This is a genomic window from Streptomyces sp. YIM 98790 (assembly GCF_011421595.1).
Lineage (GTDB): Bacteria > Actinomycetota > Actinomycetes > Streptomycetales > Streptomycetaceae > Streptomyces.
On record NZ_WTLH01000068.1, the window covers coordinates 1 to 15,047 of the forward strand.

Here is a 15,047-nt window from a genome sequence, read left to right on the forward strand (position 1 = left end):
TCCCTCTCCGGTGCCCCGCCGGCCGGGCCCGCCGGCCGGGTGCGCCGCCCCCGCCGGCGCGGCGAGCGCGGCCCGCTGTCCTCCGTCGGCCTGCACCTGACCCTGCTGCTGGCCGCCTTCGTGGCACTGTTCCCGCCGTTCTGGCTGCTGGTGACGTCGTTCAAGCCGCGCAGCGAGACCTTCTCGCTCTCCCTGATCGCCGACTTCACCACCGACAACTACAGCCACGTGCTCGGCGGCACCACGTTCCTCACCTGGTTCGGCAACTCGGTCCTGATCGTCACGCTGACCACCGTGCTCGGCGTGTTCATCGCCTCCACCACCGGCTACGCGCTCAGCCGCTTCCGGTTTCCCGGCATGCGCCCGCTGATGTGGACCCTGCTGGTCACCCAGATGTTCCCGATGGCGGTGCTGATCGTGCCGCTGTACAACCTGATGTCCCGCTACGGCCTGCTCAATCAGCCGGTCGGCCTGGTCGTCACGTACCTGACCATCGCGGTGCCGTTCTGCGCCTGGATGATGAAGGGCTTCTTCGACACCATCCCGGTCTCCATCGACGAGTCCGGCAGGGTGGACGGCCTCAACCCGTTCGGCACCTTCTGGCGGCTGATCCTGCCGCTGGCCAAGCCGGGCATCGCGGTGACCGCCTTCTACAGCTTCGTCACCGGCTGGGCCGAGGTCGCCTACGCCACGGCCTTCATGACCGGCGAGGACAACCTCACCCTCGCGGGCGGCCTGCAGACCTTCGTCAACCAGCACACCCAGGACTGGCACTACATGACCGCCGCCGCGGTGCTGATCGCGGTGCCCGCCACGCTGGTCTTCGGCTATGCCCAGAGACATCTCCAGGCCGGCCTCACCGCGGGTGCCACCAAGGCATGACCTGCGCGGCGGGGGCGGTCGCGGCCCGCGGCCGCCCCCAGCCGTGTGCCCCCCCGCTCCCCGCTTCCCCCGCATCCCCGCTTCCCCCACGCTCCGTCAGAGTCCACCACCGCACCTCAGGGACTGATATGACCCAGCACCTCGCCGACCGCACCCAGCCGGACAGCGAGCCCGCGCAGGCTCCGTCCGCGACCGGTGACCAGCCGGGCTGGTGGCACGACGCCGTCATCTACCAGGTCTACCCGCGGTCCTTCGCGGACGGGAACGGCGACGGCATGGGCGACCTGCCCGGCATCCGCGCCAGGCTGCCCTACCTCGCGCAGCTCGGCGTGGACGCCGTCTGGCTCAGCCCGTTCTACGCCTCCCCGCAGGCCGACGCCGGCTACGACGTGGCGGACTACCGGGCCATCGACCCGATGTTCGGCGAGCTGGCGGACGCCGACGCGCTGATCCGCGACGCCCACGACCTCGGCCTGCGCATCATCGTCGACCTGGTGCCCAACCACTCCTCGGACCGGCACGACTGGTTCGTGCGCGCGCTGCGCGAGGGCCCCGGCTCGCCGCTGCGCGACCGCTACCACTTCCGGCCCGGCCGCGGGGCGGACGGCTCGGAGCCGCCCAACGACTGGGAGTCCATCTTCGGCGGCCCCGCCTGGACCCGCACCCGGAACCCGGACGGCACCCCCGGCGAGTGGTACCTGCACCTGTTCGCCCCCGAACAGCCCGACCTGAACTGGGAGAACCGGGCCGTCCAGGACGAGTTCCGGTCCGTCCTGCGCTTCTGGCTGGACATGGGTGTGGACGGTTTCCGCATCGACGTCGCCCACGGCATGGTCAAGGCCCCCGGCCTGCCGGACATGGGCCGGGCCGGCCAGCTGAAGCTGCTCGGCACCCAGCAGCTGCCGTTCTTCGACCAGGACGGCGTGCACGAGATCTACCGCGAGTGGCGCAAGATCCTGGACGAGTACCCCGGCGCCCGGATCGGCGTGGCGGAGGCGTGGACCCCCAGCCCCGACCGCACCGCCCTGTACGTGCGCGGCGACGAGCTCCACCAGGCGTTCAACTTCCACTACCTGAACACCGAGTGGGACGCCGCCGGGCTCCGCTCGGTGATCGACCTCTCCCTGGACTCCATGCGGCCGGTCGGCGCCCCCTCCACCTGGGTGCTGTCCAACCACGACGTGGTGCGGCACCGCACCCGGCTGGGCGGCGGCCTGGCCCGGGCCCGCGCCGCCACCCTGCTGATGCTGGCGCTGCCCGGCTCCGCCTACCTCTACCAGGGCGAGGAGCTCGGCCTGCCCGAGGTCACCGACCTGCCCGACGAGGTCCGCCAGGACCCTTCGTTCTTCCGGGACAACGGCCAGGACGGGCTGCGCGACGGCTGCCGGGTGCCCATCCCGTGGACCCGGGAGACCCCCTCCTTCGGCTTCGGCGAGGGCGGAAGCTGGCTGCCCCAGCCCGCCGTCTGGGGCGACCTCTCCGTGGAGGAGCAGACCGGCGACCCGTCCTCCACCCTGGAGCTCTACCGCTCCGCGCTGGCCGTGCGCCGCGAGCATCCGGCGCTCGGCGCCGGCGACGCGGTGGAGTGGCTGGAGAACGTGCCCGAGGGCGTGCTGGCCTTCCGCCGCCGCGCCGCCGACGGCCGCACCGTCGTCTGCGCGGCCAACACCACCACCGCCCCGGTGCCCCTGGCCGGTGAGCTGGCCGACCCCGGTTCCCTCCTGCTGTCCAGCGACCCGGCCTGGCCGGGCGGCTCCCCCCTCCCCGCCGACACCACCGCCTGGTGGTCGGCATGACCGAGCCGGGGACGGCCCGCCCGTGGCCGACGCCGCCCGACCTGCACCCCCCGAAGAGCCCGGTCCGTACCGGCGGGCCGTCGCGTCTCGCGGACATCGCCCAGCAGGCCGAGGTCAGCGAGGCCACGGTCAGCCGGGTGCTGAACGGCAAGGCGGGCGTGGCCGCCGCCACCCGGCAGAAGGTGCTGGCGGCCCTGGACGTGCTGGGCTACGAGCGCCCGGTGCGGCTGCGGCAGCGCAGCGCGGGACTGATCGGCCTGGTCATACCCGAGCTCACCAACCCGATCTTCCCGGCCTTCGCCCAGGTCATCGAGGAGGTGCTGTCCGGCCACGGCTACACGCCGGTGCTGTGCACCCAGTCACCGGGCGGCGCCACCGAGGACGAACTCGTCGAGCAGCTCGTCGAACGCGGGGTCACCGGCATCGTCTTCATGTCCGGGCTGCACGCCGACACCACCGCCGACCCGGCGCGCTACGCCCGGCTGGCCGGGCGCGGCGTGCCCTTCGTCTGCATCAACGGCTACAACGGCCGGATCCGGGCACCCTTCGTGTCCCCGGACGATGCCGCTGCCACCCGGATCGCGGTGCGGCATCTGCGCGATCTGGGCCATCGCACCATCGGCCTCGCCGTGGGGCCCGGCCGCTTCGTCCCGGTGCAGCGCAAGCTGACCGGCTTCCTGGCCGAGACCGCCCGCACCCAGCGGCAGGCCATGGCCGAAGGGCTGATCCAGCACACCCTGTTCAGCGTGGAGGGCGGCCAGGCCGCGGCCAGCGCCCTGCTGGACGCCGGCTGCACCGGCATCGTCTGCGGCAGCGACATGATGGCGCTGGGCGCCATCCGGGCCGCCCGCCAGCGCGGGCTGCGGGTTCCCGGGGACGTCTCGGTGGTCGGCTACGACGACTCCGACCTGTTCGCCTTCACCGACCCGCCGCTGACCACGCTGCGCCAGCCGGTCCGCGCCATGGCCAGCGCCGCCGTCTCCTCCCTGCTGGAGGAGATCAGCGGCAACCTCGTCCACCACACCGAGTTCGTCTTCCAGCCCGAGCTCGTGGTCCGCGGCTCCACCGCCGCCGCACCGCCACCCCGCTGACCCCTCGGGCGCCTCCGGCCCGGCTCCCGGCTCCCGGCTCCCGGCCGCCGGCGGCCGGCGGCCGGCGGGGCCGGCGGGTGAAGGCGCCGGCCTCCCCGGGCGGGCCGGGGTGAGTCGGGTTCCGGACATCCGTGGGTGCGGGTGCGGCGGTCCCGTACCGGGAGAGGACGGGCAGGGAGCGGGTTACGGGCGGGTTTCCTCGCTGCTCCACCGTCCGAACGGGCGGTCGGCGCAGACTCGCAAGCGGCGACCGGAAGTTGCCCTTGTTACTCACCGGTGTGTCACCAATACTCAATTTTTGTCAGGAGCACGCAAAAACGATCGCTCCTCGACTGCGCCCTTCCCTGAATCCGTTCGTGAGCGCAACCCGCTCATTCCCCCCTTGCCAGGAGGACGTGTGAGGATCAAGCGCACCAGCAAGTCCGCCACCAGCGGACGGCACATGGCGTCGTTCGGCCGCCTGCTGGCGGTCGGCGCCGGTCTTGCCGCCGCTCTCGCTCTGACTCTGCCGGGCTCGGCCGCGGCCAAGCCCGCCGCGGAGTCCGGCGCCGCCCAGCTCAAGGCCGCGGAGCGGGCCGTTGCGTCCGCCGACGTCAGCGGCACCGCCTGGGCGGTCGACCCGGCGACCGACACCGTCACGGTGCTCGCCGACAGCACGGTGTCGAAGTCGGAACTCGCCCGCATCCAGAAGGAGGCCGGGGCCGGTGCCGCGGCCCTGAAGGTGGAGCGGATCGAGGGCAAGATCACCCGGCTGCTCTACGGCGGCGACGCCATCTACGCCAGCGGTGGCTGGCGCTGCTCGCTCGGCTTCAACGTCCAGGGCGGCGCCTACGCGCTGACCGCCGGGCACTGCACCGACGGTTACCCCGGCTGGTACAGCAACTCCGCGCTGACCAGCTACCTCGGCCCGACGGCGTACTCCAGCTTCCCGGGGAACGACTACGGCTACATCCGCCTCAGCGGGAGCTCCTCGAACCCGAGTTCGGTGAACTGCAACGGCCAGGTGATCAGCATCACGGGTGCCTCCAACGCGACCGTCGGCATGTCCGTGCGGCGTGACGGCAGCACCACCGGCTGCCACTCCGGCAGCGTCACCGGCCTGAACTACACCGTGAACTACGGCAACGGCGACATCGTCAGCGGCCTGATCCGCACCAACGTCTGCGCCGAGCCCGGCGACAGCGGCGGCCCGCTGTGGTCCGGCAACCGGGCCATCGGCCTCACCTCCGGCGGCTCCGGCAACTGCCGCACCGGCGGCACCACCTTCTACCAGCCGGTCGTGGAGGCCCTGAACAACCACGGCATCAGCCTCCCCTGACCCCGACCCCGACCCGCTGACCCGTACCACCCCACGGCCCCGCCGGTCCGCCCGGCGGGGCCGGCCGTCGTCCACCCGGTCGAGCGCGGAAGCGCCCCGGCCGCAGAGATCCTCCAGGGCCGGCAGCAGGAGCCCGGCCAGCCCCCTGCGCGTGAGCGGGCAGGGAATGCCGGATCGCCGCCAGGGCGATCCGGCGTCTGCCGCTCCGTCAGCCGTGCAGCGGGCCGGGAGACCCCGGGAGCGGCCGTGGAGCGGGCGGTGGGCTGCTTCTCCCAGGGGTGGAGGGGTGCGAGAGTTGGCACCTGGTACCGGAGCCGGGGAGGGGTGCGGGGCTGTGGAGACAGCGGCGCCCGGCGCGCTCCCCGGGCACTGAGCAACGGCATCGAGGAGAGCTTGATGAGGCGATCGCGCGCTGTTCTGTCCGCTGTGGCGCTGGTGGGCGCGGGCACGCTTCTGCTGAGCGGGTGCGGCGGCGACGACACCGGCGACGACAGGATCGCGGGGGAGGGCCGGAGCACTCCGCAGGAGTCCGCGGACCCGGGCCCGGAGCCGGAGCCGGAGGGGGAGGAGTCCGCCGGGAGTGAGGTGCCGCGGGACGACATCGACCGTCCGGAGGTCACCCTGCCCGACTACATGAACAACGTCTTCGAACCGGCGGGGACCGAGGAGCCGGCCGAGCTGGCCGTCATCACCGACGCCCAGCACCGCCGCAACGCCATCGACCTCGCCATCGACCTGGCCGACCCCGAACACGAGGCACTGGCCTTCTACTCCGCCCGCGACGGGTATGTCTCCGATCTGAGCTATGTCGCCAACGCCATCGACCGCGGCAGCACCTGGTCCGGCACCGCCCGTTTCTACGACTGGCAGGTGGAGTTCGACGAGGGCGGCGACGGCGGCAAGGCGCTCCTGACCTATTGCATGGACGAGTCCCGGGCATACGACAAGAACCGGGACACGGGTGAGGTCACCGAACGGGAGCCGTCCGACGCCGATTTCGTGCTCCTCCAGGAGCGGGTGGAGCGCAACGGGCTGGGTGTCTGGCAGAACGTTCATGTGACGTCGGAAAGGGGGGCGGCGGTATGCCGCGAATGAGCAGGAGAGTTCTGGGCGCGTTACTGGCGGGAGCCGTGATGGCGGGGTCCCCGGCCGGTGCCCGGGCGGACAGCGACGACGGCGGCCGGTTCGGCGGCGGGGACCGGGGCCCGGGCACCCAGGGCGACAGCGAGGGCGAGTATCTGACGGCGGAGATCGGCATCCAGGTCGAGATCGACGGGGAGCCCGTGCCGGGCGCGGACGGCGATCTCACCTCCGCGGACCCCGACTGGGAGCCGCCCGCCTGCTGGTACGAACCGGCCTACACACCCCAGGAGCTGAAGGCGCTCGTCGACGCCCTCCGGGGGCTGCCGATCGTCGGCGGCCTGGTGGGCACCGTCTTCGATCTCGTCTACGACAATCCCGACGGCGAGGACCCGGGGGACGAGCGCGCGGTCAATCCGCGCATCATGGCGGAGTACGCCTACGACCGGATCCCCATCCCGCACACCGACATCGAGATCAATCCGGAGGGTGTGCAGAAGGTCAATCTCCCCACCTGGATCTGGCTGGACCAGGCCACCTTCCAGCCGGTGTCGGCCGTGGCCACGCTGCCCGGCACGCCCTACCAGGTGACCACCACCGCCACGCCGGCCGCGCTGCGCATCGAGCCCGGCACCGAGGACGCCGAGACCCACATGCCCGGCGGCGTCTGCGAGGTCCGCGCGGACGGCTCCATCGGCGAGCCCTACACGCCGGGCGCCGAGGACCCGCCGCCGTGCGGGGTGACGTATCTGAGGTCCACCACCGCCGACGGCGAGCCGTTCGAGCTGAGCGCCACCCTGGTGTGGGAGGTGAGCTGGACCGACAACGTCAGCGGCCAGACCCAGACCCTGCCCGACGGGGTCTTCGAGGACACCGTGGAGATCAGCGTCGAGGAGATCCAGACCATCGTCCGCTGACACCCGCCGCAGCCCCGGGCGGCACGGCGCGCCGTGCCGCCCGGGGCGTTCCGTTGTCCGGGCCCGGTCGGCCCCGGCCGGCCGGGCGCGTGGGGCCGGGTCGGGGTTGTGCACGGAGAACCGGCCCCCGGCCGACCGGGGTGGGGGTGAAGCTAGCAGTCGGCAAGTTCTTGCGTAACCCCTTGCGGTCCTGTCGCGGTGAGCGGCGGCAAGGTTTCAGGGGCCTTGCGCGACCCCTTGACCGGGTTGCGGGGGAGCTTTACGGTCTCCTTTGCAAAGAGTTGCCACAAGGTTCAATGAACTTGCAGCAAGAAGGCGTCGCCGCCCGAGCGCGAGGCGGGGCGCCTCACTTCAGCCTCATGGGCGTGGCGCGTCCCCACGTGGCTGCCAGGACTGCCCCGGCGAGGGACACGCCGGGGCGGGCACCCCCCACCATGAGGAGACCCCCATGCCCCGAACCGGCGTCAGGAGACGCATACGCACGGCCCTGGCCGGTGCCGTCGCGGCCGCCGCCGCGGCGGTGACACTGGCCGCGCCCCCGGCCGCCCGGGCCACCCCGCCGGGGGAGAAGGACGTGACCGCCGTCCTGTTCTCCTGGAACTTCGACTCCATCGCCCGCGAATGCCCCCGGCTGGGGGAGGCGGGCTACGGCTTCGTCCAGGTCTCGCCCCCGCAGGAACACGTGCAGGGCCCGGCCTGGTGGACCCAGTACCAGCCGGTCAGCTACTCCATCGCCGGCCGCCTCGGCACCGAGCAGCAGTTCCGCTCCATGGTCACCGCCTGCAACAACGCCGGGGTCAAGGTGATCGTGGACGCGGTCGTCAACCACATGTCCGCCGGCTCCGGCACCGGAACCGGCGGCACCTCGTACACGAAGTACGGCTACCCGGTTTACAGCGACCCGGACTTCAACGGCTGCCGCAGCAACATCAACGGCAGCGACTACGTCAACGACCGCTGGCGGGTGCAGAACTGCGAACTGGTCGGCCTGGCCGACCTCGACACCGGCAGCGGCTACGTCCAGCAGACCCTCGCCGGCTACATGAACCGGCTGCTCGGCATGGGCGTGGCCGGCTTCCGGGTGGACGCCGCCAAGCACATCCCCGCCGACCATCTGCGGCAGATCAAGGACCGGGTCAACGGCGGCAACGTCTACTGGAAGCAGGAAGTGATCTTCGGCGCCGGGGAGGCCGTCCAGCCCGGCGAGTACACCGGCGCGGGTGATGTGCAGGAATTCCGCCACGCCTTCGACCTCAAGCGGATCTTCCTCAACGAGAACCTCGCCCACCTGAAGACCTTCGGCGAGTCCTGGGGCTACCTGCCCAGCGGCCAGGCCGCCGTCTTCGTCGACAACCACGACACCGAGCGCAACGGCTCCACCCTCAGCTACAAGAACGGCGCCTCCTACACCCTGGCCAACGTCTTCATGCTGGCCTGGCCCTACGGCAGCCCGGACGTCCACTCCGGCTACGAGTTCACCGACCACGACGCCGGGCCGCCCGGCAACGGCAGGGTGACCGCCTGCTACACCGACGGCTGGAAGTGCCAGCACGCCTGGCCGGAGATCTCCTCCATGGTCGGCTTCCGCAACGCCACCCGCGGCCAGGCCGTCACCAACTGGTGGGACAACGGCAACGACGCCATCGCCTTCGGGCGCGGCAGCCGCGGCCATGTCGTCATCAACCACGAGAACGGCCCGCTCACCCGCACCTTCCAGACCTCGCTGCCGTCCGGCGACTACTGCGACGTGCAGAGCGGCAACACCGTCACCGTCAACGGCTCCGGCCAGTTCACCGCCACCCTCGGCGCGCACACCGCGCTCGCCCTGCACGCCGGCGCCCGCACCTGCAGCGGCTCCGGCTCCACCGGCGGTTCCAGCGGCGGTTCGACCGGCGGGGGAGAGGAGCAGGGCACGGTGGCGTTCGGCGTCGACGCCTCCACCACGTGGGGCGAGAACATCTACGTCGTCGGCAGCATCCCCGCCCTCGGCGGCTGGAACACGGACAACGCGCTCCGCCTCAGCGCCGACACCTACCCCGTCTGGCGGCTGGACCTCCGGCTGCCCGCCGGAACCTCCTTCGAGTACAAGTACCTCCGCAAGCGGGACGGCCAGTCCGGGGTGACCTGGGAGACCGGTGGCAACCGGACCGCCACCGTGCCCGCCGGCGGAACGCTCACCCTCAACGACACCTGGCGCTCGTAGACGAGTGAGCAACCGGCGGCGGCGCCACCGCAGCCCGGTGCCCGGACACCGTCCGGGCCGGCCGCCGCCGGGACCGAGGGCCGCCCGGTCGCCAGCCCCCCGCCGGCCGGGCGGCCCGCGCACCACACCCCCCCCCGCACCACCATCCGCACCCCTTCCCGTAAGGAGCCCTCGCGTGCTGCGATCCCGTCGTACGCGCAGAGGTCTGGCGGCCCTCGCAGCCGCCGGAACCCTCTCCACACTGGTCTACGCGGTGGCCGCCCCGGCCGCCGCCGCCCCGCCGCCACCGCCCTCGGACGCCGAACTGGCCGCCGAACCGGCCCGGCAGCCGCTCACCGGCGAGCAGTTCTACTTCGTCCTGCCGGACCGTTTCGCCAACGGCGATCCGGCCAACGACACCGCGGGCATCGCCGGCGGACGGCTGGACCACGGCCACGACCCCACCGACGAGGGCTTCTACCACGGTGGCGACCTGCGCGGACTGATCGACAACCTCGACTACATCGAGGGCCTGGGCACCACCGCCATCTGGATGGCCCCGATCTTCAGGAACAAGCCGGTGCAGGGCGAGGGCGAGAACGCCTCGGCCGGCTACCACGGCTACTGGATCACCGACTTCACCCGGGTCGACCCGCACTTCGGCACCAACGAGGAACTGGCCGAGCTGGTCGACGCCGCCCATGACCGCGGCATCAAGGTCTTCTTCGACGTCATCACCAACCACACCGCCGACGTCACCTACCACGAGGAGGACGCCTACGAGTACCTGAGCAAGGGCGCCTTCCCCTATCTGAGCGCCGACGGCCGCCCCTTCGACGACCGCGACCACGCGGACGCGGCCGGCGCGGCCGGCTTCCCCGAGCTGGACCGCGACTCCTTCCCCTACACCCCGGCGGTCGCCGAGGCCGAGCAGGACGTCAAGGTGCCCGCCTGGCTGAACGACCCCACCCTCTACCACAACCGCGGCGACTCCACCTTCGCCGGCGAGAACGCCCAGTACGGCGACTTCTACGGCCTGGACGACCTGTTCACCGAACGCCCCGAAGTCGTCGAAGGCATGGCCGAGATCTACCAGACCTGGGTCGGCGACTTCGGCATCGACGGCTTCCGCATCGACACCGTCAAGCACGTCAACATGGAGTTCTGGACCCAGTGGTCCCGGGCCATGAACGAGTACGCCGCCGAGCAGGGCAACGACGACTTCTTCATGTTCGGCGAGGTCTACTCCTCCGACCCCGCCGTCATGGCCCCCTACGTCACCGAGGGCGGTCTGGACGCCACGTTGGACTTCGGTTTCCAGGAGGCCGCCCGTTCCTTCGTCTCCCAGGGCGGCCCGGCGCAGAACCTGGCCCGCCTCTTCGAGCAGGACTACCGCTACACCGCCGGACACGCCAACGCGTACCAGTCCGTCACCTTCCTCGGCAATCACGACATGGGCCGCATCGGCGGCTTCCTCGCCCAGGACAACCCCGGCGCCGACGACGCCGAACTGCTGCGCCGTGCCACCCTGGCCAACGAGCTGATGTTCCTCTCCCGCGGCAACCCCGTCGTCTACTACGGCGACGAACAGGGCTTCACGGGCTCCGGCGGGGACAAGGCCGCCCGCGCCACCCTGTTCGCCTCGCAGACCCCGGTGTACCTGGACGACGACCGCATCGGCACCGAGGACGGCCACGACCGGGACGCCTACGATCCCGGCCACCCGCTCTACCGGGCCATCGCCGGCCTCTCCGCGCTCACCAGGGAGCACCCGGCGCTGCGCAACGGCACCCAGATCCAGCGCCACGCCGACGAGGGCGCCGGCGTCTACGCCCACACCCGCACCGGCGAGGACGGCACCGAGTACCTGGTGGCTGCCAGCAACGCCGACGGGCCGCGCACCGTCACCGTCCCGGTCGGCGCCCCGGCCGGCACCGCCTACCAGCCGCTCTACGGCGACACCGAGGCGCTGACCGTCGCCGCCGACGGCACCGTCGAGCTGACCGTCCCCGCCCTGTCCACCGTGGTGCTGCGCGCCGACGCCCCGCTGCCCGGCCCGCAGACCGGCCCGTCCGTCGAGCTCACCGCACCCGGGGCCGGCGCCCACGGCACCGTCGAGATCACCGCCGGGGTCAGCGGCGGCGACGCCCGCACCCGGGTGGTCTTCGCCGCCCAGACCGGCGACGCCGAATGGCAGGTCCTCGGCTCCGACGACCAGGCCCCGTACCGGGTCGGCCACACCGTCCCGGCGGGCACCCCGGCCGGCACCACGCTGCGCTACAAGGCGGTCGCCGTGGACTCCACCGGGGCCACCGCATCCGACCTGGCCGGCACCACGGCCGGCGAGGCCCCGCCGGAGGAGCCGCCGCAGGCGGTCTCCCGCGACTGGGCCGTCATCCACTACCACCGGCCGGACGGCGACTACGACGACTGGTCCCTCTGGGCCTGGGGCGACCTGCACGAGAGCGAGCAGTTCACCCAGTGGCCGCACGGCCGCCCGTTCACCGGCCGCGACGCCTACGGAGCCTTCGCCTGGGTGCGTCTGGCCCCCGGCGCCTCCTCCCTCGGCTACCTGATCGTCGACGGCGACGGCACCAAGGACGTGGAGGCCGACCGCTCCGTCGACCTCTCCGCCACCGGCGAGGTATGGGTGGAGAGCGGCAGGGCCGAGGCCCTGACCGAGCCGCCCGAAGGCGTCTACCCGCCGCAGGACGAATCCACCGCGGTCCTGCACTACCGGCGGCCCGACGGTGACTACGACGGCTGGGGCCTGCACGTGTGGACCGGCGCCCAGCAGGAGACCAGCTGGTCCGAGCCGCTGCCGCCGGCCCGCTTCGACGCCTACGGCGCGGTCTTCGAGGTCCCGCTCGCCGAGGGCGCCACCTCCCTCAGCTACATCGTGCACAAGGGCGACCAGAAGGACCTGCCCGCCGACCAGTCGCTCTCCTTCGCCTCCCACGGCAGGGAGGTCTGGATGCTGGCCGGTGAGGAGACGTACCTGCTGCCCGGCAGCGGTGCCGCCGCCGTGCTCGACCCGGAGTCCGCGCACGCGCAGTGGATCGACGCCGGGACCGTGGTCTGGCCGGCCGAGATCCCCGGCGGCGGCAGCGCCCAGCTCGTCTACCACCCCGAGGGCTCGATCGCCGTGGAGAACGGCGCGCTCACCGACGAGGGGTACTGGATCCGGCTGAAGCCCACCACGCTCACCGACGACCAGCGCGCCGCCCACCCGCATCTGGCCGGGCTGCCCGCCTACGCGGTCGACCCGCGGGACGCCGACCGGATCGAGGACGCGCTGCGCAGCCAGCTGCTGGCCACCCAGCGTGCCGCCAACGGGGCCCTGACCCGGGCCACCGGCGTGCAGATCGCCGGCGTGCTGGACGACCTCTACGCCGGGGAGGCCGTGGACGCCGATCTCGGCCCCACCTTCCCCGACAGGAAGAAGCCGAAGGGCAACGGCAAGCACAAGGACAAGGACAAGAACAAGAACAAGGACAAGGAGAAGGGCACGTACCGGGCCACCGCGCCCGTGCTGTCGCTCTGGGCGCCCACCGCACAGCACGTCGCCGTCGAGGTCGACGGCAGGCTCACCGGCATGACCCGCGACGACGCCTCCGGCGTGTGGTCGGTCAAGGGCAAGAAGAAGTGGTACGGCAAGCCGTACCGCTACCACGTGACCGTCTGGGCGCCCGACGCCCAGGCCGTGGTCACCAACGAGGTCACCGACCCGTACTCCACGGCCCTGACCGCCGATTCCGAGTACAGCCTGATCGTCGATCTCGACGACCCCGCGCTCGCCCCGGCCGGCTGGCGGGACCTGGCCAAGCCGGAGGCCGTTCCGCTCGCCGACGCCACCATCCAGGAACTGCACGTCCGGGACTTCTCCATCGGTGACCCGACCGCCGACCACCAGGGCCGCTACCTGGCCTTCACCGAGCACGACTCGGACGGCATGCGCCACCTGAGCGACCTGGCCCGGGCGGGCACCTCCTACGTCCACCTCCTGCCCACCTACGACATCGCCTCCATTCCCGAACGCGCCGCGGACCAGGCCGTTCCCGACTGCGACCTGGCCGCCCTGCCGGCCGACTCGGCGGAGCAGCAGGACTGCATCGGCGCGGTCCGCGACCAGGACGCCTACAACTGGGGCTACGACCCGCTGCACTACAACGTCCCGGAGGGCTCCTACGCCTCCGACCCGGACGGCACGCGGCGCACCCTGGAGTTCCGCCAGATGGTGCAGGGCCTCAACGCCTCCGGCCTGCGGGTGGTGCTGGACGTGGTGTACAACCACACCCCGGCGGCCGGGCAGGACGAGAAGTCGGTCCTGGACCGGATCGTGCCCGGCTACTACCACCGGCTGCTGGAGGACGGCAGCGTGGCCACCTCCACCTGCTGCGCCAACACCGCCCCGGAGAACGTCATGATGGGCAAGCTCGTGGTCGATTCGGTGGTGCTGTGGGCCAGGCACTACAAGGTGGACGGCTTCCGCTTCGACCTGATGGGGCATCACCCGAAGCAGAACATGCTGGACGTCCGCGCCGCGCTCGACTCCCTCACCCCGGAGAAGGACGGCGTGGACGGGAAGTCCGTCATCGTCTACGGCGAGGGCTGGAACTTCGGCGAGGCCGCCGACGACGCCCGGTTCGAGCAGGCCACCCAGCTCAACATGGCCGGCACCGGCATCGGCACCTTCTCCGACCGGGCCCGGGACGCGGTGCGCGGCGGCGGCCCCTTCGACGCCGACCCCGGTGTGCAGGGCTTCGCCTCGGGTCTGTACACCGACCCGAACGCCTCCGCGGCCAACGGGTCCCCGGACGAGCAGCTCTCCCGGCTGCTCACCTACCAGGACCTGATCAAGGTCGGGCTCACCGGGAACCTGGCGGACTACACCTTCACCGCCTCGGACGGGTCCACCGTCACCGGTTCGGACGTCTCCTACAACGGCTCACCGGCCGGCTACGCGGACGCGCCCGGGGAGGCCGTCGCCTACGTCGACGCCCACGACAACGAGACCCTCTTCGACGCGCTGGCCTTCAAGCTCCCGGCCGCCACGTCCGCCGCCGACCGCTCCCGGATGCAGGTGCTGGCCATGGCCACCGCCCTGCTCTCGCAGGGCCCGGCCTTCGGGCAGGCAGGCTCCGACCTGCTGCGCTCCAAGTCCCTGGACCGCAACTCCTACAACTCCGGGGACTGGTACAACACCATCTTCTGGGACTGCTCGGCGGGCAACGGTTTCGGCCGCGGACTGCCTCCGGCCTGGGACAACGAGGACAAGTGGCCCTTTGCCGCCCCGCTTCTCACCAACCCGGCCGCGCGGCCCGGCTGCGCCGAGACCGACCACACCGCACGGGCCTACCAGGACCTGCTGACGATCCGCAGCACCGAGGACGCCTTCCGTCTGACCACCCTGGAGGAGGTGCAGGAGCAGGTCTCCTTCCCGCTCTCCGGCACCCCCGCCGAGACCCCGGGCGTGATCACCATGCGCGCGGGTGACCTGGTGGTCGTCTTCAACGCCACCCCCGGTGCCCAGTCGCAGACCGTTCCGGAGCTGGCGGGCGAGGACCTCGTCCTCCACCCGGTGCAGGCGGACGGGTCCGACCCGGCCGTCAAGGAGGCCGCCTACGCGGACGGCACGGGGACCTTCACCGTCCCGGGCCGCACGGTCGCCGTGTTCACCGCGTCGCCCTGAAGCCCGGCCACGGCTGTCCCGCCCCCAGCGTGCCCCCGGCGCCCCGCGGCGCCGGGGGCACACCCCTGCGCCGCCGCACGGGCAGGTGC

The 15,047-nt window shown here is 72.2% G+C and carries 8 protein-coding genes; all 8 read left to right on the forward strand.

The genetic code is table 11. From position 1 onward, the window contains the following. Nucleotides 1-39 precede the first annotated feature (39 nt). The gene (locus GQS09_RS13720; RefSeq protein WP_165986348.1) at nucleotides 40-882 is read left to right on the forward strand and encodes a sugar ABC transporter permease; all 843 of its coding nucleotides are present in this window, start codon (nucleotides 40-42) and stop codon (nucleotides 880-882) included. 128 nt (nucleotides 883-1,010) lie between these two features. Further along, on the forward strand, nucleotides 1,011-2,678 hold the full coding sequence (locus tag GQS09_RS13725; protein WP_165986333.1) for a glycoside hydrolase family 13 protein: 1,668 nt from the start codon (nucleotides 1,011-1,013) through the stop codon (nucleotides 2,676-2,678). Continuing rightward, a complete protein-coding gene (locus GQS09_RS13730; RefSeq protein ID WP_165986334.1) occupies nucleotides 2,675-3,769 on the forward strand; it encodes a LacI family DNA-binding transcriptional regulator in 1,095 nt (364 codons plus the stop codon). The genes GQS09_RS13725 and GQS09_RS13730 overlap by 4 nt, the downstream gene beginning before the upstream one ends. 397 nt (nucleotides 3,770-4,166) lie before the next feature. Then, nucleotides 4,167-5,087 (forward strand): alpha-lytic protease prodomain-containing protein, encoded by a 921-nt coding sequence (locus GQS09_RS13735; RefSeq protein WP_165986335.1) that lies wholly within the window; start codon nucleotides 4,167-4,169, stop codon nucleotides 5,085-5,087. Between the two features lie 396 nt (nucleotides 5,088-5,483). Further along, on the forward strand, nucleotides 5,484-6,182 hold the full coding sequence (locus GQS09_RS13740; protein ID WP_165986336.1) for a hypothetical protein: 699 nt from the start codon (nucleotides 5,484-5,486) through the stop codon (nucleotides 6,180-6,182). 38 nt (nucleotides 6,183-6,220) lie between these two features. Beyond that, nucleotides 6,221-7,084: a hypothetical protein gene (locus GQS09_RS13745; protein ID WP_243761401.1), complete on the forward strand. Its 864-nt coding sequence runs from the start codon at nucleotides 6,221-6,223 to the stop codon at nucleotides 7,082-7,084. Nucleotides 7,085-7,532: 448 nt separating this feature from the next. Continuing rightward, complete coding sequence (locus GQS09_RS13750) at nucleotides 7,533-9,287, forward strand: carbohydrate-binding module family 20 domain-containing protein (protein WP_165986337.1); 1,755 nt, start codon at nucleotides 7,533-7,535, stop codon at nucleotides 9,285-9,287. Between the two features lie 175 nt (nucleotides 9,288-9,462). After that, nucleotides 9,463-14,958: a pullulanase-type alpha-1,6-glucosidase gene (gene pulA / locus GQS09_RS13755; protein WP_165986338.1), complete on the forward strand. Its 5,496-nt coding sequence runs from the start codon at nucleotides 9,463-9,465 to the stop codon at nucleotides 14,956-14,958. Nucleotides 14,959-15,047 lie beyond the last annotated feature (89 nt).